This is a genomic window from Paenarthrobacter sp. NEAU-H11 (assembly GCF_050573415.1).
In the GTDB taxonomy this organism is placed as follows: domain Bacteria; phylum Actinomycetota; class Actinomycetes; order Actinomycetales; family Micrococcaceae; genus Arthrobacter.
In genome coordinates this window covers 298420-314917 of sequence record NZ_JBNZGA010000003.1, presented here as the reverse complement: position 1 = coordinate 314917, position 16498 = coordinate 298420, and the positions used below count along the sequence as shown (strand labels likewise).

19 protein-coding genes and 2 riboswitches are annotated in these 16498 nt (G+C 66.0%); of the genes, 7 read left to right on the top strand and 12 right to left on the bottom strand.

The window, feature by feature from the left end; all coding sequences use genetic code 11:
• Nucleotides 1-15: 15 nt before the first annotated feature.
• From ACQ3DC_RS06230 to ACQ3DC_RS06210, 5 genes are all read right to left on the bottom strand, one after another.
• Nucleotides 16-279, bottom strand: coding sequence for a DUF4235 domain-containing protein (locus tag ACQ3DC_RS06230; protein WP_104999338.1), 264 nt, complete (start codon nt 277-279; stop codon nt 16-18).
• Between the two features lie 78 nt (nt 280-357).
• Nucleotides 358-573 (bottom strand): CDGSH iron-sulfur domain-containing protein, encoded by a 216-nt coding sequence (locus ACQ3DC_RS06225; protein WP_157240476.1) that lies wholly within the window; start codon nt 571-573, stop codon nt 358-360.
• Between the two features lie 56 nt (nt 574-629).
• Nucleotides 630-1727, bottom strand: a complete 1098-nt coding sequence (locus ACQ3DC_RS06220) for an iron-containing redox enzyme family protein (RefSeq protein WP_430751795.1) — start codon at nt 1725-1727, stop codon at nt 630-632.
• Nucleotides 1714-2283: a DUF4383 domain-containing protein gene (locus tag ACQ3DC_RS06215; protein WP_430751794.1), complete on the bottom strand. Its 570-nt coding sequence runs from the start codon at nt 2281-2283 to the stop codon at nt 1714-1716. The genes ACQ3DC_RS06220 and ACQ3DC_RS06215 overlap by 14 nt, the downstream gene beginning before the upstream one ends.
• 126 nt (nt 2284-2409) lie before the next feature.
• Nucleotides 2410-2952, bottom strand: a complete 543-nt coding sequence (locus tag ACQ3DC_RS06210) for a heme-degrading domain-containing protein (RefSeq protein WP_157240482.1) — start codon at nt 2950-2952, stop codon at nt 2410-2412.
• Between the two features lie 86 nt (nt 2953-3038).
• Nucleotides 3039-3179: riboswitch (TPP riboswitch) on the top strand.
• 64 nt (nt 3180-3243) lie between these two features.
• Between ACQ3DC_RS06210 and ACQ3DC_RS06205 the strand changes: the two genes are divergently transcribed.
• From ACQ3DC_RS06205 to ACQ3DC_RS06195, 3 genes are read left to right on the top strand one after another with little or no spacing between them, the layout of a single operon-like run.
• On the top strand, nt 3244-3867 hold the full coding sequence (locus ACQ3DC_RS06205) for an ECF transporter S component (RefSeq protein ID WP_104999333.1): 624 nt from the start codon (nt 3244-3246) through the stop codon (nt 3865-3867).
• Nucleotides 3867-5423 carry an ABC transporter ATP-binding protein gene (locus ACQ3DC_RS06200; RefSeq protein ID WP_430751793.1) on the top strand — a complete coding sequence of 519 codons (1557 nt, stop codon included), beginning with the start codon at nt 3867-3869 and terminating at the stop codon, nt 5421-5423. Before ACQ3DC_RS06205 ends, ACQ3DC_RS06200 begins: the two co-directional genes overlap by 1 nt.
• Nucleotides 5420-6220, top strand: a complete 801-nt coding sequence (locus ACQ3DC_RS06195; RefSeq protein WP_157240485.1) for an energy-coupling factor transporter transmembrane component T family protein — start codon at nt 5420-5422, stop codon at nt 6218-6220. The genes ACQ3DC_RS06200 and ACQ3DC_RS06195 overlap by 4 nt, the downstream gene beginning before the upstream one ends.
• Before the next feature lie 13 nt (nt 6221-6233).
• On the opposite strand, the gene ACQ3DC_RS06190 is transcribed toward ACQ3DC_RS06195, so the two are convergent.
• Entirely contained in the window at nt 6234-7022 is a 789-nt protein-coding gene (locus ACQ3DC_RS06190) for a hypothetical protein (RefSeq protein WP_231754847.1), read from the bottom strand.
• A 244-nt stretch (nt 7023-7266) separates the two neighbouring features.
• On the opposite strand from ACQ3DC_RS06190, the gene ACQ3DC_RS06185 reads away from it, so the two are divergent.
• Nucleotides 7267-8790, top strand: a complete 1524-nt coding sequence (locus ACQ3DC_RS06185; RefSeq protein ID WP_157240489.1) for a UDP-N-acetylglucosamine 1-carboxyvinyltransferase — start codon at nt 7267-7269, stop codon at nt 8788-8790.
• 67 nt (nt 8791-8857) lie between these two features.
• Complete coding sequence (locus tag ACQ3DC_RS06180; protein WP_157240491.1) at nt 8858-10084, top strand: glutamate--cysteine ligase 2; 1227 nt, start codon at nt 8858-8860, stop codon at nt 10082-10084.
• Between the two features lie 99 nt (nt 10085-10183).
• Here the strand turns inward: ACQ3DC_RS06180 and ACQ3DC_RS06175 are convergent, their stop codons facing one another.
• Nucleotides 10184-11896, bottom strand: a complete 1713-nt coding sequence (locus ACQ3DC_RS06175; protein ID WP_430751792.1) for a DUF222 domain-containing protein — start codon at nt 11894-11896, stop codon at nt 10184-10186.
• A gap of 98 nt (nt 11897-11994) precedes the next feature.
• Between ACQ3DC_RS06175 and ACQ3DC_RS06170 the strand changes: the two genes are divergently transcribed.
• On the top strand, nt 11995-12384 hold the full coding sequence (locus ACQ3DC_RS06170; RefSeq protein ID WP_430751791.1) for a DUF1905 domain-containing protein: 390 nt from the start codon (nt 11995-11997) through the stop codon (nt 12382-12384).
• A 32-nt stretch (nt 12385-12416) separates the two neighbouring features.
• Here the strand turns inward: ACQ3DC_RS06170 and ACQ3DC_RS06165 are convergent, their stop codons facing one another.
• The 4 genes from ACQ3DC_RS06165 to ACQ3DC_RS06150 all read right to left on the bottom strand — a co-directional run bounded on the left by ACQ3DC_RS06165 (nt 12417) and on the right by ACQ3DC_RS06150 (nt 14977).
• On the bottom strand, nt 12417-13625 hold the full coding sequence (locus tag ACQ3DC_RS06165) for an O-succinylhomoserine sulfhydrylase (RefSeq protein ID WP_321214662.1): 1209 nt from the start codon (nt 13623-13625) through the stop codon (nt 12417-12419).
• Nucleotides 13626-14036 carry a rhodanese-like domain-containing protein gene (locus ACQ3DC_RS06160; RefSeq protein ID WP_157240494.1) on the bottom strand — a complete coding sequence of 137 codons (411 nt, stop codon included), beginning with the start codon at nt 14034-14036 and terminating at the stop codon, nt 13626-13628.
• Nucleotides 14033-14311, bottom strand: a complete 279-nt coding sequence (locus ACQ3DC_RS06155; protein ID WP_370460552.1) for a DUF1737 domain-containing protein — start codon at nt 14309-14311, stop codon at nt 14033-14035. Before ACQ3DC_RS06155 ends, ACQ3DC_RS06160 begins: the two co-directional genes overlap by 4 nt.
• A 12-nt stretch (nt 14312-14323) precedes the next feature.
• Nucleotides 14324-14438: riboswitch (SAM riboswitch) on the bottom strand.
• Between the two features lie 284 nt (nt 14439-14722).
• Nucleotides 14723-14977 (bottom strand): hypothetical protein, encoded by a 255-nt coding sequence (locus tag ACQ3DC_RS06150; protein WP_157240496.1) that lies wholly within the window; start codon nt 14975-14977, stop codon nt 14723-14725.
• A gap of 265 nt (nt 14978-15242) precedes the next feature.
• On the opposite strand from ACQ3DC_RS06150, the gene ACQ3DC_RS06145 reads away from it, so the two are divergent.
• Nucleotides 15243-15953 (top strand): TetR/AcrR family transcriptional regulator C-terminal domain-containing protein, encoded by a 711-nt coding sequence (locus tag ACQ3DC_RS06145; RefSeq protein ID WP_430751790.1) that lies wholly within the window; start codon nt 15243-15245, stop codon nt 15951-15953.
• 27 nt (nt 15954-15980) lie between these two features.
• Here the strand turns inward: ACQ3DC_RS06145 and ACQ3DC_RS06140 are convergent, their stop codons facing one another.
• Nucleotides 15981-16445, bottom strand: coding sequence for a pyridoxamine 5'-phosphate oxidase family protein (locus ACQ3DC_RS06140; protein WP_157240499.1), 465 nt, complete (start codon nt 16443-16445; stop codon nt 15981-15983).
• Nucleotides 16446-16498 lie beyond the last annotated feature (53 nt).

The following is a 16498-nucleotide window of genomic DNA, read 5'->3' as shown; positions in this document are numbered from 1 at the left end:
CCGTTCGGCGTGCTGCTAGACGATGTCCTGGCTCTTGGCGAACCGGGTGATGGCGCGCTGGGTGCCACGGTTGGCCAAGACCTGGATGATGGTGCTCACCGAGGCAGAGATCAGGGCGAACGTCAGCGCCGAGTGAAGGCTCGTGGGGACGTCCTCGTGCTTGCCGGTGGGGGGCTTCCGGCCGGTGGTCTTTTCCCAGATGGCGTTGACGAGCTTCGTGCCGACAAAGCCTGCGCCGAGGCTCACGCCAGTGCCGAGCAGCTTGATGAAGAGGTTCATTCCTAGTACTCCTTGCGGGCGGAAAACGGGCTGTCCCTAGCCTAACCGGCGATAGCGGCCGGCCGGTGCAGGCCTTGCTCAGGTTGCCGGAGGTTCCGTCCGGAACTTGATCATCTTGTGCGTCCCATCGCAATAGGGCTTGATGGCTGACGCCCCGCAGCGGCACAGTGCCACGGTTTTCCGTTCACGGGGCAACGGTTCGCCGGAGGGCGTGACGATCTCGAAGTCGCCGCGCACGATCAGCGGACCGTCGGGGCACACCACGATGGAGCTATCGGCGGGTTCCTGGTTCATTATTGCTCCTGCTTAGGTAGCCGGGGTGACGGACGACGGCGGGGGACTGGCGCCGCTCATGCTGCCGCCGGGACTGCCGCCCTGAGTGACGTCCCGCCGTTCTCCCAGGACTGCAGGAGATGGGCAGACAGCCTGCCGTCCACCGCCATGGCTGCCGTGGCACCAAACACTACGTCTCCAAGAAGTCCTGGTTCGGCCTCGACCAGGCCGCCGGCCAGGTCGCGGCCGGCGATCTGCTCGTGGACGGCGTCTGCTTCCACGTGTTCATCGAAATAGTGGGTGACGGCGGCATCGAATCCATGCCGCCGGAAACCGCTCCCGTATAAGCGGTTGGGCTGGGAGGAGGTCATCTCATAGATGGCAAGGTGCCCGGTGATGGCACCCCGCAGCCGGCGGTTCAGCGCGAACAGGGACATCAGGTTCACTGCGGCGAGGGAGACGGCCGGGACGGAATCGACGTAGGCGCCGTATTCGTCCGCCATTCCCAGGCCTCGCAGGGTGCGGGCGAAAAGTGCGCTGTGCATCCGTTCGGGACGTCCGCCGCCGTACTCATCCGCCTGGATTTCCACCAGCGCGGCCTTGGGGCGCCCGGCCAGCCGGGGAATGGCAAAGGTATGGGGATCCGCCTCCTTCAGCTGGTAGATGGACTTATGGATCAGGAATTCCTTGAGCTGGTCCAGGCTGGCCTTCTTTGCCACGTACCGTGAGAGGCTGGGGCCGGTGTCGCGGGCTGCGAGGCTGAACAGGACATCGGCCACGGCATCGCTGGTGGGACGCGAGGCCGCGGGAAGCTCCAGTTCGCCGGCTGCTTCCCGGGCGGCCAGCCTGAGCGCTGACTCGAACGGTTTTTCCAGCAGGCGGCGGACCTGGATCAGTCCCGGCGCCCATTCCCACTCATCGCTGACGCCTTCGAGTCCGCTGTAGTGGAGCTCGTAGAGGCAGAAGAGCGTCAGCTGGAGATCGTCGTCGCCAATGATGTCCGGGGTGGCAGCCAACTGGCCGGTGACCGCCCGGTGCAGCGCCGCGGTTCCGTCATCCAGGGTTCGGTCATCGGCGGTGCGGCCGCAGGGGCGGGTGCCAAGGGTGCCGGGCGCCTCCGTGAGAAGGGCGAACAAGGCGGTGCTGGCAGGACCGCGCGCTTCAGGGATTTTCATAGTGCTCCTTCAGGTGCGGCGTTGGTGCCGGTTCCGTGACATCGTCGCTGAGGCTTCCTGACCGGTTGCCGCTGTCGCCGCTGTTGCTGCTGTCGCTGCTGGCAACGCCTGCGGGAACGGCGGGGCCTCGGGCGGCCAGGATGATGGCCAGCGCAATCATGGCCAGGCCGAGTGCCAGGTGCAGCCAGTCGTCTGCGTTGTTCGCGGGGAGGAAATTGGCAGGCGTGGTGTCGCCCGCAAGGAAGCCGTACAACCACAGGAGCAGGTAGGTCACGCCCCCGTAGATGAGGAAGTTCCTGGCCTGGGGATGCGTCCGCGCCATCAGGACCCCTGCAATCCCGAAGAGCAGGTGGAGCGCGTTGAGGAGAATGGACACTTGGAAGACGCTCAGTAGCAGCGCCCCTGAACCAGGTCCTGCAAGGCCCAACGAGCCATAGTTGGAGGTAACGCCCGGGATGAAGCCCAGGACGCCGAAAAGGACGAAGACTATTCCCGTTCCGAGGGCGGCCTTTTGCAGGCGTGTTCGCGGGCCCGCCAGGCGGGTGCTTGCTGCCATGTCCTGTTCTCCTCAAAACCCGGGAGACAACATAGTAAGCATGATTACTAATAAATGCTAAGCAGCCTTTGTATTCTGCTGCCGGTGGACGTGCGTGCAGTGTGGGTCAGTCCGCCAGCCTTGGCATTAGTCCGCCCCCGCGGAGTGGAGCATTTCGCGCAGGGCTTCGACCACCAGGTCGTGATCCTGCACTTGGGGAAGCCCTGAAACCGTAACGGTGGCCACGGCGCCCACTCCGGTGACGTACAGCGGGAAGGAGCCGCCGTGCGCGGCGTACCGGCCCTGGTCGAACCATCCCTGGTCCTCGATCCGGCCGCCGCGAAGCCGGCCGCGCAATCCCACCAGCAGTGAGGGGACCTCATACCGTGCCGCCGTGCGCTGCTTCGCCCGGATCCAGTGATCGTTATCCGGCGTCGCACCGGGCAGCGCCGCATGGAACAGAACCTGCCCGCCCTTCGTGATGTCAATCGCGATGGGCAGCCCGCGCTCCTTGCCCAGCTCCACGAGGAGCAGTCCCAGGTTCAGGGAGTCGTCGAGGGAGAAGCCTGGAAACTGCAGTTCCCGGACTTCGCCTTCAATCCGGGCGATCAGTGCCGCCAGCGATCCCTCCGGCTGGATGGCATCGGAATCCGGGTCGAAGTCGGTCACATGCGGGGAATTGGCAGCCATGGCCCACAATCTACCCCCGCCGCGGTGTAAACTGGACAACGCCCAACAGGGTATTTCTGCAACGAATCATTTCAAGCAAAAGCAACATTCAACGACAGGGGAGCGCCGCCGTCGGGCATCACTGGCAATGCCAGGATCCGCAGGTGGGCGCTGAGAGTGCGGGCAGCCGCAGACCCTCGAACCTGATCCGGTTAGTACCGGCGCAAGGGAGTCGAGTTCTCGAAGTGCGCGCAGCGGCAGCAGTGCCGGCAGCCGCGTCCACTTTCCCCTCCTGTTCCTCAGGAGGATCACATGGCAACAACAGCAGTCAAGAAGACCAGCAGCAAGTCCTGGCGCGTCGTGGACATCGTGGTGGCGGCCCTCATTGCCATCGCCGGCGGTGTCATTTTCTGGGCCTGGTCCCAGGGCGCGGCCGCAGTGTCCGGCCCCATGAACGCCACCTACCCGCCACTGACCGGCCTGATCGCCGGCGGCTGGATGATCCCGGCCGTGCTGGGCATGCTCATCATTCGCAAGCCCGGCGCCGCGCTGTTCTGTGAGACGGTAGCCGCCACCGGTGAGCTGCTCATGGGGTCCCAGTATGGGGCTTCCGTGCTGTTCTCCGGCTTCGTCCAGGGCCTCGGCGCCGAGATCATCTTCGCCATCTTCGTGTACCGGAAGTTCAACCTGCCCGTGGCACTGCTGGCCGGTGCCGCCGCCGGTCTCTTCTGCGGCCTCAACGACTCCTTCGCTCCGTGGGGCTGGAACATCGCCTACTCCGGCGGGGACAAGCTGGTGTACATCGTCTTCACCGCCATCTCCGGCGCGATCATCGCCGGCGCCCTGTCCTGGATCGCCACCCGGGGGCTGGCCAGGACCGGGGTCCTGAGCTCGTTCGCGTCGCGGAAGGCAGCTACGGAGCCTGTTTTCTCCTGATGTCGGCACCTTCCCGCCAGGGCGCGCCCACCGCAGTGCGTCCCGCCGCCGTCACGGCCCGCGGCTGGGGCTGGCGGCATGCCGGGCGCACCAGGCCGGCGGTCCATGCCCTCGACCTGGACATCCGTCCGGGAGAGCGGGTGCTGCTTTTGGGGCCTTCCGGCGCCGGCAAGTCCACCCTCCTCCATGCTTTGGCGGGGGTCCTGGGGGATGTGAACGACGACGGCGGCGCGGCCGGCGATTCCGACGAGTCGGGTTCGCTGCTGGTTGACGGAGCCTCCCCCCGCGAGCAGCGCGGGCGCGCCGGCCTTATGCAGCAGGATCCCGAGACGCAGGTGGTCCTGTCGCGCGTGGGTGACGACGCCGCCTTCGGCGCCGAGAACCTCGCCGTGCCCCGCCACGCCATCTGGAGCCGCGTGCACGAGGCGCTGGACGACGTCGGACTTTCCCACCTCCCGCTGGACCATCCGACGTCGGTACTCTCCGGCGGGCAGAAACAGCGGCTGGCGCTCGCAGGCATCCTTGCCATGCGTCCCGGCCTGATCCTGCTGGACGAGCCGACGGCCAACCTGGACCCGGCCGGCGTGCTGGAGGTCCGCGACGCCGTGGCGCGGTGCCTGGACAAGACCGGCGCCACCCTGGTGGTGGTGGAGCACAGGGTGTCCGTGTGGAAGGACCTGGTGGACCGGATCGTGGTGCTGCAGCCCGGCACCGACGCGAAGGACGCCGTGCTGCTGGACGGTCCGCCGGACCAGGTGCTCAGGGAGGCCCGGAGCATGCTGATTGCTGCCGGGGTGTGGGTGCCCGGCTATGTTCCGGACACCCGGCTGCGTGCGGCGGATCCAGCCAGCGGGGCGGGTGGCCTCCTGCTCGCTGCCGAGGAACTGGCGGTGTCCCGTGAACGGGCGCGGCGCAGCGGCTTCCGGAAGGTTCCGCCGGTACCCGTGCAGGCAGGTATTTCCGCGCAGGTCCGGGCCGGGCACGCCTTGGCCGTCACGGGGCCGAACGGGGCCGGGAAGTCCACGTTTGCCCTGACGCTTGCCGGGCTCCTGGAGCCCGTGGCCGGCAAGGTTTCGGCCACGCTGGACCTGAGCCGCGGCGCCGGAATAGACCCGTACAAGTGGAAGGCCGATCAGCTCATCGAGCGGATCGGCACCGTGTTCCAGGAACCCGAACACCAGTTCGTCACAGGGAAGGTGCTGGACGAACTGCTGTTTGGCCCCCGGCACCTTGGCCATGGTGAGGAGCGCGTGGACGAACTGCTGGAGCGCCTGCGGCTTACCCATCTTGTGGATGCCAACCCCTACACGCTTTCGGGCGGGGAGAAGCGGCGGCTGTCCGTGGCAACGGTCCTGGCCGCGCATCCCCAGGTGCTGGTCCTGGACGAGCCTACGTTCGGCCAGGACGCCAACACGTGGGCGGAGCTGGCATCGTTCCTGTCCGAGCTGCTGGATGCCGGCACCGCCGTGGTCTCCGTGACCCATGACGCCGAATTCACGGCGGCGCTGGGTGGAACGGAACTGCGGATGGCCGCGGCGGAACCGGCGGCACCATGAGGCAGGAGCTGAACCTTCGCGGCAACAACGCGCTGCTGACCCGGGCGAACCCCCTCAGCAAGTTCGCCGCCGTCTTCCTCATTACGGCCGTGCTTGCGCTTTCCATAGACTGGGTGTCCGCATCGGTGGCACTGGTCTTTGAGGTCCTGCTGTTTCCGCTGGCCGGCCTGACGCTCGCACTGCTGTGGCAGCGCGGCTGGCCGCTGATCCTCGCCGCCGCAGTGGGAGGCTGGAGCACCTCCATCCTGGCGCCGGACAGCGGAAAGACGCTGATCGACGTCGGCATCTGGACCATGAGCGAAGGCTCACTGGAGCTGGGCGTGGGCTTCATGCTGCGGGGGCTGGCGATTGCCCTGCCGGCAGTTCTGCTGATGAGCTGCACCGACCCCACAGACCTCGCTGATGCGCTGGCGCAGAAGGCGCGCCTCCCGCACCGGTTCGTGCTGGGAACCCTCGCTGCCATGCGGCTGGTGGGCCTGATGGCAGAAGAGTGGCAGACCATCGGGATGGCCCGCCGCGCGCGCGGGGTGGGTGCCCGCGGCAGCGCCCTGCAGCGCGTGAAGGCGACGCTGGGGCAGAGTTTCGGGCTGCTGGTCCAGGCGATCCGCCGGGCATCGCGGCTCGCGGTGACGATGGAAGCCCGCGGCTTTGGCGGCGGCCGCCGGACGTGGGCCCGCGAATCGACCTACAGTGTGTTGGATGCGTGGGTGCTTGCCGGCGGTGTGGTGATGGCGGCAACAGCGGTTTTTGCCGCAGTCTCGCTGGGCACCTGGAACATGGTGTGGCTGGGGACCTGAAAGCGGGCCAGGCTTACGGGCACGAATAGTTGTAGTCGAAACCCCGCGATACGAACTGGGTCAACTCCACCTCGCCGCCACCGGTGAGGGGCGCATGCGAACAGGCCATCGCTGCTCCTGACGCGTTCCGGGATCCTGCCAGCCAGCTCGGGAGTGAGTAAAGGTTGCTCGACCCGCTGACAGTTCCAACAATCTGGTCCCACTGCCGGCCCGAGGAGTAAATCCCCACCTGCGCGCCAATGCTGTGGAAGAAATCGGTCATGCCTTCCAGGACTGTCCGGTTGGCATCCTTGTCGGTGTAGGACCAGCTGTTTTCGGTCTCCACATCCAGCCACCAGACGTACGAGCCCGGGTTGCTGATGCCGCGGTGGTGGGCGTCGTCGTATGCCTTGGCGAAGCCGTACATGTAGGCGCACGCCTTGCCGTAATCCCCGTCCTTGCAGGGGCCGTACGGGTTGTGCACCGCCCGGCCTGCCGGGTACTCGTCCTCCGCCGGCCACCACGATCCCGCGGCGCCCGGGTTGGCAGTATTGACGTACAGGGACACCGTGGGCCGGCCAGGGTGGCCCGCGGAACCTTCCGCCCAGTCAAGCTGCTCGGCCAGGCAGGGATTGGTGGTGTTGGCCAAACCGTTGTTGACGCCCACAATGGCAAAAGCCTGTCCCGTGGGGAAAGCCGTGTTGCATTGCGGCCAGGAGATGTCGTTCCCCAGGAGCGACTGCACTCCCTCTCCCGGGGAGGGCACCGCGTAGGCAGGCGAGCCGCAGATGAGGAGCAGGGCCGCGAGTAACGGTGCCGCCATTCCCGGCACGCTCCGTGTGCTGCGGGCCGATGCCCGGCTGATTGGCATCGGCGTGGCTGGTGTCCGGCGCATACTGCCTCCGTTGCCGCTGGACGAACGGGTGCCTTCAGTCTCCCGCCCTTGGAAGGTGCGGTCAAGGAGTCCGTCCCCCTTCGATCGCATCGTTCGGGTAAACGCTCTCCAGCGGCCGCGTTTCAGACTGCCGTGACGGGACCTTTAACTCATTTATGATATAAACTTGTGTATGACGCAGGAAACCGCTGAACACGTTGCCGCCATGCTGAGGGATGCCCGGGCTGAGAAGGGCTGGACCCAAGGCCAGCTGGCTGCCGAGCTGGGAACGAGCCAGAGCGCCGTTGCCCGCATGGAACAGGGCAAGCAGAACCTGAGCCTGAAAATGATCCAGCGCCTCGAAGTGATCTTCGACCGGAGCATCGTGAACGTGGGCAGGCCACAGATGACCCACCTGCGCGTTGAAGGCGGGCGCACCCTTTCGGGGTCCGTGGACGTCAACAGCAGCAAGAACGCCGGAGTGGCTTTGCTGTGCGCCAGCCTCATTAACCGGGGGACCACCATTCTTCGCCGCCTCGCACGCATCGAAGAAGTGAACCGGATCGTTGAAGTCCTGACCAGCATCGGTGTGGAGTGCACCTGGCTCAACGACACCGACCTGCTGCTCCGCCGCCCGGCGGTCCTGGACCTGGGCGCGATGGACGTGGACGCCGCGCGCCGCACCCGGAGCGTCATCATGTTGCTGGGACCCCTGCTCGATGAGTCGGCCAGGTACAAGCTTCCCTATGCGGGCGGCTGTGACCTTGGTACCCGGACGGTTGAGCCGCACATGCAGGCACTGCGCCAGTTCGGACTCTCGGTGGAAGCGACAGCAGGCTTCTACGACGTGCAGGCCCCGTCCGCAGACACCCGGGACCGCTCCTTTGTCCTGACTGAGCGCGGCGACACTGTCACCGAGAACGCCATCATGGCCGCGGCCCACCGCGAGGGCACCACCGTTATCCGGAATGCCAGCCCTAACTACATGGTGCAGGACCTCTGCTTCTACTTGGAGATGCTGGGAGTGGTTATCGAGGGGGTGGGAACCACCACCCTGAAGATCACCGGACGCCGGTCAATCGATGCCGACATTGAGTACTACCCCTCGGAGGACCCCATCGAGGCCATGAGCCTGATTACCGCGGGCATTGTCACCAACTCGGAGGTGACCATCCGGCGCGTGCCCATCGAGTTCATGGAAATCGAGCTGGCAACCTTGGGGCAAATGGGCCAGCAGTTGGAGATCTCGGGCGAGTACATGGCCCGGAACGGCCGGACACGGCTGGTGGACGTCACCACCAAGCCTTCCGAGTTGCGCGCTCCGGAGGACAAGATCCACCCAATGCCGTTCCCCGGGCTGAACATCGACAACCTGCCCTTCTTTGCGGTCATCGCAGCGAACGCCCATGGCCAGACCATGATCCACGACTGGGTGTACGAAAACCGGGCCATCTACCTGACCGAGCTGAACCGGTTGGGCGCCCAGGTGCAGCTCCTTGATCCGCACCGGATCTACGTCAACGGCCCCACCAAGTGGCGCGCCGCGGAGGTTGGCTGTCCGCCCGCGCTCCGCCCGGCAGCGTGCCTGCTGTTGGCAATGCTGGCCGCGCGGGGAGTGTCCGAGCTGCGGAACATCTATGTCATTGAGCGTGGCTACGAAGACCTGGCGGAACGGCTTAATACCATCGGGGCGAAAGTGGAGTACTTCCAGGACTAACCATTCACGCTTCGTCATGAAGTGCTGTTGACCCTCAATTTCGTCCCTGTTGTCGGAGAATGTCGGTATGCGAACTTTCGGCGTCGAGGAAGAGCTCCTGATCGTTGATCCGGAGAGCGGGGAGCCGCTTGCCCTGGCGGATGCGTTGCTGTCCGGCCGCCGAATGGCCGCCGACGACTCGCCGGATGCCCCCCGCCTCCTGGAGACGGAAGACAAAACCGTTTACGACGACGAGATGGGCCTGAGTGCCGAGCTCAAGCTGGAACAGATCGAAACCCAGACGCGGCCCTGCCTGGAGTACCGTGAGCTCCTGGAACAGATCCGGGCCGGGCGGGCACTGGCAGATAAGGCTGCCAAGAAAAACCACGCACGGGTGGCCGCCCTGGCCACCTCGCCGCTGGGCTTGGCCAGCCACACCACTCCGGATCCCCGCTACGCGCGGATGCTTGAGCGCTTCGGCCTGACTGCCCAGGAGCAGCTGACGTGCGGCTTCCATGTCCATACCTACATCGAGTCGCACGACGAAGGCGTGGCCGTCCTGGACCGCATCCGGGACAAGCTCGCCGTCCTTACCGCCTTGAGTGCCAATTCCCCCTTCTGGAACGGCATCCAGACCGGCTTTGAGAGCTACCGGACCCAGGCCTGGAACCGTTGGCCGACGGCCGGGCCCACGGGCATCTATGGCACGTACTCCGCGTACCGGCGGGTGGTCACGCGGCTCCTGGACAGCGGGGTCATGCTGGATGAGGGCATGTTGTATTTCGACGCCCGGCTCTCCCGCAACCATCCCACGGTGGAGGTCCGCGTAGCCGATGTCTGCCTCCGTGCTGAAGACGCCGCACTTATAGCTGTCCTGGTCCGCGCCTTGGTGGAGACTGCGAGCCGCGAGTGGCAGGACGGCGTCGATCCTGCCCCCGTGCCCACGGTGCTTTTGCGCATGGCGTCCTGGCAGGCGAGCAGTGCGGGCCTCAGCGGGGAGCTGCTCGACTTTGGCACATTCCGCCCGGCGAGGGCCGCTGACGTGGTGCGCTCACTGGTGGACTACCTTGCCCCGGTACTGCAGGAACAGGGTGAACTTGCCCTGGCCCGGCAAGGGGTGGAAGACATCATTGCGCGCGGAACAGGAGCTGCCGAACAGCGGCGGGTCCGGGACAAGGTCCTGTCCTCGTCGCAAGGCGGGGACCTCGGCTTCGATGCAGTGGTAAAGCATGCAGTCGACGTGACCATGCGCGGCGGACTGGATCTTTCAAAGGTGGACGAGGCCCCCGAACTGCTGCGCGTCAGGCAGTCCTAGCGGGCAGGGGGCCTTCAGCGGTTCCCGACAAAGCCGTGCCGCCTGGGGCAGTCATGACAGAGCCGTTCGGCCGGGGTCCGTCCCTACACGGCTGTGGTGCTAGGGGACTCCGAGGGATTCCGTGAGCCAGAGGTGCCATTCCGGAAACGGGTCCTTCGGCAGTTCGTCTTCGGAAGGGCCAGGGTCTTCGGGCACATCGAAATCCGGGAGGTCCAGGTCCTTCACCAGGTCAAACTCTTCCGGCAGTGCAAAGCACGCAGGTACCTCAAAGTCGTCGGGCATGCTGAAGTACTCGGGCACGTACAAGTCCTGACCCTTCGGCCTAGCCGCTGAAGATGCGTTCCGTAGTCCCGCATTCCAGTCCGGCCAGTGGGGTGGTTCCCAGTCCTGGTGTTCGCTTGTGTAGTGGCGGCCGGTGGGTGAGGTCCAGCCGGGTGGTGCGGTTGTGGTGGCGGGTGTGGGTTTCCAGCCGCTGGTGTGGCGGAGTTTGTGGTGTTTCGGGCAGGGCTGGCCGAGGTTCGAGACTCCTGTGGTGCCGCCGTTGTGCCAGGCGAGGAGGTGGTCGGCTTCGTTGTCGAGGGAGGGGTTGCTGCAGCCGGGGAAGGGGCACTTTCCGTCCCGCAGCCTGAGCCAGTTCCGCATGGCTTTGGTCACCCGGTAGCTGGTGCGGCCGATTTCCAGCGGTGCCCCGTCCCGCGGGTCCACCAGCACCCGGTGGAACGAATCCGCCCCGGCCGCGACGAGGTCCCGTGCCATCGAGGCCGGGATGGGGCCGGCCCCGTCCAGCACCGCCGGCTCGTCCGTCAAGCCCATCAGGGAAAACACGGGCACGGTGACCAGCACCTGCGGCCGAATCGACGACGACGGGCCGGGACCTGCCACCTCCGCGCCGCCGGAACTTCCCGCGTCACCGTGCCCGGCACTGGTTGCCTCGCTGTTTGCGGTAACCCGGGAGATGTTCCCGCCGCCCAGGAGCGCCTCGGCGAAATTGTCGGCCCTGAGCTGGGTCAGGGCGCGGGCCTCGTCCGGGCCCTGCATCCCCCGGGAAATGGCGGTCAGCCGGTTCCAGACCGCGGACGCCTGGTCCGCGGGCAGGTAGGCGGCCACCCAGGCCATCGCATCATTATCCGGCCAGCACTCCACCCGCCGGTCCGCCAGGGACTTGGCGTGCCGCTTCTCCAGGCTCTCCTGATGGTGCCGCTCCCGCCACCCCCGCGCCTTGGCCCTGAACCGGTACGCCGGCATCTCCCCCACCGGGCACCCGCGGACCGCCCCCGGGGCGTCCGGGTCCAGGAAATGGGCCTCCAGGGCCGCCGCCCCGGCCGGGCCAAGCCCGACGGTCTGGTCCACCATGGTCCGGGCATGCGCCCAGGAAATCGTCCCGCCCTGCAGGGCGGCCAGGGTCCGGGGCAGCGACGCGGTCAAGGCATGGGCTTCAGCCAGCAAAGCACCGGCGGCCCGGTCACCGATGGCCAGCGCACACCCGACCTCCGCCACCAGGCTCCGGTCCTGCGCCGCGGCCTCATGAGGGGACCCGGGCGGAGGATTCATCGCCTTCGTCGCCCCGGCAAGGGCCGCCGCGGCCACTGCCTTCACCGCCGCCAACTTCGCTTCCGACCGCGCCACCCCACCCAGGACATCCAACGCCGCATCAGCAACCCGCTGCAACGGATCATCAACGCCCCCGCCACGGCCACCGGAAACGGCAGGCCCGCCCGCGGCAAGGCCTCCGCCAGCCAGCGCAGCCATAAACGCAGCAACAGAAGCGTCAACCGCTTCCTCCCCCTGCACCACCGCCGCGTTCGATTCCATACCCCCATCATCGCGAGGGGGTCCGACATTATTAGGCCCTACGACGGCCTTCCGGAAAATACTTTTGAAGTTTTTTGTGCCACCTATTCGAGGAAGCGGTGCCCTCGCCTTCCGGGACAAAAGACGTCGGCCGCAAGTGCGGCAAGCTGTGGCGTCTCGCCAACGTCCCGTGCCATACTCAGCGCGTGGCGGCGTCGTATTCCTTCAAAGCAGGCCTGTGGCGCTATCCCGGGGAAGCCGGCTGGCATTTCCTGACCCTGCCGGCGGACGTCGCGGACGATATCCGCGCGCGCAGTTCCGGCCACAGCAAAGCTTTCGGTTCGGTAAAAGTGGCGGCGGATATTGCCGGCCACGCGTGGCAAACCTCGCTCTTCGCGGATACCGGGACCGGCACATACCTCTTGCCCGTCAAGAAGGACATCAGGGCCAAGGCCGAGATTAGCGACGGCGACGAAGTGGCCGTTCGCCTTTCCCTGCAGAATCCTTGAGGCCATGGCCCCGGGGTGCCGCGGCCGGCGCGCTAGATCTGCTTAAGTGCCTGCTCCAGGTCGCCAATCAGGTCGTCCACGTCCTCCAGCCCCACCGAAAGCCGCACCACGCCGTCGCTCAGCCCAATGGCGGCCCGGCCCTCGGGTCCCATCGCGCGGTGCGTGGTGGTGGCCGGGTGGGTGATGAGCGACTTGGCATCGCCAAGGTTGTTGGAGATGTCGATGATCCGCAGGCCGTCCAGCAGCGCAAACGCCGCGTCCTTGCCCGAGCGGCCGCCGGAGGGGGCGAGTTCCAAGGTGAGGACAGTGCCGCCGGCGCTCATCTGCTTTACGGCCAGCTCGTACTGCGGGTGCGATTTCAGGAGCGGGTACTTCACCCAGCTGACGGCAGGCTGTTCCTCCAGCCATTCCGCGAGGCGCAGGGCTGACGCCGAGGAGTGGTTGACGCGCAGCGCCATGGTCTCGAGGCCCTTGGTCAGGACCCAGGCGTTGAACGCGGACAGTGCTGGTCCGGTGTGGCGCATCAGCTGCTTCACCGGCCCGTCAATGAACTCCTTGGTACCCAGGATGGCGCCACCAAGCACCCGGCCCTGGCCGTCGATGTGCTTGGTGCCCGAGTAGACAATCACGTCGGCGCCGAACTGCCCGCACCGCTGCAGCAGGGGGGTGGCAAAAACGTTGTCGACGACAACGGTCGCCCCGGCAGCGTGCGCCAGGTCGCTCACCGCAGCAATGTCCACGATCTCCTGCATGGGATTGGACGGCGATTCGAAGAAGACGGCGGTGGTGGGCTCGGAGAGCGCTTCACGCCACTGCTCCAGGTCAGGGCCGTCCACGAAGACGGTCTCCACGCCCCAGCGCGGCAGGATTTCGTTCAGGATCACAAAGCACGAGCCGAAGAGTGAGCGGGCGGCAACCACCCGGTCCCCGGCCGCCAGCAGCGCACCCAGGGCGGTGAAAACCGCGGACATGCCGGACGCCGTCGCGAAGCACGCCTCGGTCCCCTCAAGCAGGCGGAGCCGTTCCTGGAACGTGGCCACGGACGGGTTGCCGTAGCGCGAGTAGACAAAGCGTTCGTCCTCGCCCGTAAAGGCCCGCTCCGCAGCGGCGGCGGATTCGTACACGAAACCGGAGTTCAGGAAGACAGCTTCGCTGGTCTCCTGGAAGTTGGTGCGGTCCAGCCCGCCGCGGACGGCCTGGGTGTCGGGGCTCCAGCCGGCGGCGTCTTCGTTGAAGGTCACTTAGTTCTTTCCCAGGTTGGTCGGCAGGCCGCGGTTCTTCCAGCCGTTGACGGTACGTTCTCCATAACGGTCCGGTTCACCCTCAAAGCCTTCCAGGACGTTGTAGGAGGTGAAGCCGGCCTGCGTGGCGGCGATAGCGGCCGCGATGGAACGCTGGCCGGAACGGCACAGGAACACCAGTTCGGTTGACTTGTCCTCGGGCGCCTGTTGGCTAAGGTCGGTGATGAAGTCGGGGTTGGGGATTCCGCCCGGGAAGGTCCACTGGATGAACAGCGGATCGTTCTCGGTGGCCTTGGTGTCGGGAATGCCGATGTGGGCCCATTCGCCCTCCGTGCGCACATCCACCAGGATGGCGCCCTGCTCGAGCTTTTCCCAGGCCTCCTGCGGGGTCAGGTCTCCGGCGTAGCTCATGCGTGGCCCTCGCCGCCGAAGTCAAGGTCATCACCGGCGGACTCGAGGTCGTCAACGGCATCTGCCACGGCAGCGTCCGCGGAAGCGATGGCTGCCGGCAGGACTACCGCCTGCGCCACGATCACACTGCTGCCGTTGAAGGTTGCCGCCGGGCTGCCATGGAGGACATAGCCTTCCGCCAGCGCGGCGGAGATCCGCTCGCAAAAGGCGCGGTCATCCGGCCCGCTGATGAGGCGGTACGACAGTTTCTCTTCAGGGGCAGGTGCGTCAGACACGACGATCTCCTTCTCTCACGCTTGCAGCTCGAATGGGTCGATATGCCGAGTGTTCACCTGAGGCACCCCGCCGCGAAAGGAGGGTTGCCGACCGGCCAGTCAGGGCTTGGCGCCGGTACTCATTACTCCCCAAAAACGTAACACTTGCCGCCCGCGGCCGCACCGCCGTCGTCGTCATGTTGCGTAACTGAAGTACGCAGGGCGCCGCAGTGGAGCCAAGTGCCGTCCGGCACCTTCACCTAAAGTACGACGGCGGCTCCTCCTTGGGTGTCCGGGGGTGGGGCCCGGGGGAGCGGCAGGATCAGGCTGATGCAGCAGCAGGGAGCGCGCCTAAGCGCGCTTAAGAAGGAACGGCGTGGACCCTGTGCCCCAGGCACGTGGTCCACGCCGTATTCGTTTTGATGCCGTTGCTTAGACGAGGCCCGGGTAGCTTGCCAGGATGTAGTCGGCAGCGGCGGGGCCTTTCATGCGCAGCCCCTTGCGGCCGTGCCTGATGCGGCAATTCATGGCTATCCAGAAATTGGACTCCAGGCCGGGCTTCTGCTGGTTGATGAAGCACCAGCTGGTGTACAGGCCGTAAAGGCGGTCACGGTCGAGGGTGGCGTCCGAGGCCTGGTCAATGTAGGTGGCTTCTTTTAGAAAGAGATCGAACTGCGAATGCGCCATGACGGCTTCCCTTCGCTAAGTGCGGTGGTGCCGCCGTTCGGCTACAGCAGCGAACCTCAATGCCGTGCACGGGGCATGGAGTGTTGATGAAGCCCGCGGAAATCAAGAACTAGTTGAAACCGGGGGCTACTAGTTGAAATCAAGGGCTACAGGGCGGTGTCACTGCCGCATCTACAATGTAGACTTTACTCGTAGACAACGGATTCGGCAAGCGAATGGATTACCTACCCGGGTAAAGGGCTTGCCGCCTTCCAGGACGGAAATCATGGCTTCCCCGAAAGTCCAGTCCCCCACCGGGCCGGCCCAAAAGCAAAAGCTGAGCAGGGAGCTGGTGCTGACCAAGGCGCTCGAAGTTGTTGACGCGGAAGGCTTGGAGGCGCTGACCATGCGCCGCCTTGGCCAGGAACTGGGCCGGGATCCGATGAGCCTCTACCGCTATGCGGAGAACCGCGCCGCGCTGCTGGACGGCGTCACCGAACTGGTGCTTAACGAACTCACCATCCACCCCGACGATCCCGATTGGAAAGCCCAGCTGCGCCGCATCGCACACGACCTTCGGAGCCTTGCGCTCCAGCACCCCAATGTGGTGCCGCTGCTCGTGACCAGGCCGCTCTCCACCCCGCTGGGGCTGCGGCCGCTGGGCACGCTGCGTCCCCTCGAGCAGATCCTGTCCCTGCTGATTGGGGCAGGGTTCAGCCCGTCGGACGCCCTCCACGTCTACCGCGCCTACTACGGCTTCCTCTACGGCCACATCCTGAACGAGCTGCAGGAATTCGTTGTGGACCCGGAGGAAAACGAAGTGCTGCTGCGGCTGGGACTGCACCGGTTGCCTGCCAAGGAGTTCCCGCGGCTGCGTGCGCTGGCCCCCGCCCTGGCGGACTACGAAGGATCCACGGAACTTGACCAGGGGCTCAGCATCCTGCTCTCCGGCCTTGAAGCCCAACTGTCCCTTCAGGACGCAGGGCCAACCGGCTAGCCTGGCCGGACAGGCATTCCGGCCGGGTTATTCGAAAGAGGCCCGCCGCTTGTCCTGCTGCCGCGTGGCCCAGACGTCCGGCCGGTTCACCTTGAAACGGCGGCCGGTCAAAGCACGGGCTGTCAGCCGGATGTAGTTTGCCTTTTCTCCCGGCTGCCATGGCTCCAGCCCCAGGCTGTCCACGGCGTCCTTGTCCGCCTGGTCCTCGATGATCGCCGTATCGCCGCGCAGCACCACGCTCCAGGCCTCTTCGGTATGGGGATCGTAGCCGTCGATCTCCAAGGCGGCAGGCCTCTCTGTCAGGGCACTCCACAGCTTGGTGACGCCGGCCGTACGGAACGCGATGCTGCGGCGGTGCACCACGTAGTTGATTGGAAAGATCTCGGGGTGGCCGTCAACCACCAGTGCAAGGCGGCCGACAGTGTCATTGGCCAGGAGTTCCCAGCATTCGTCAAAGGTCAGGTTGTCATTCGGCTGCGTCTGCGAGTCCATGAACCACACCTTACGGCCACTGCCCCCGCCGAACCTAGAGTGCAAAGGCCGGA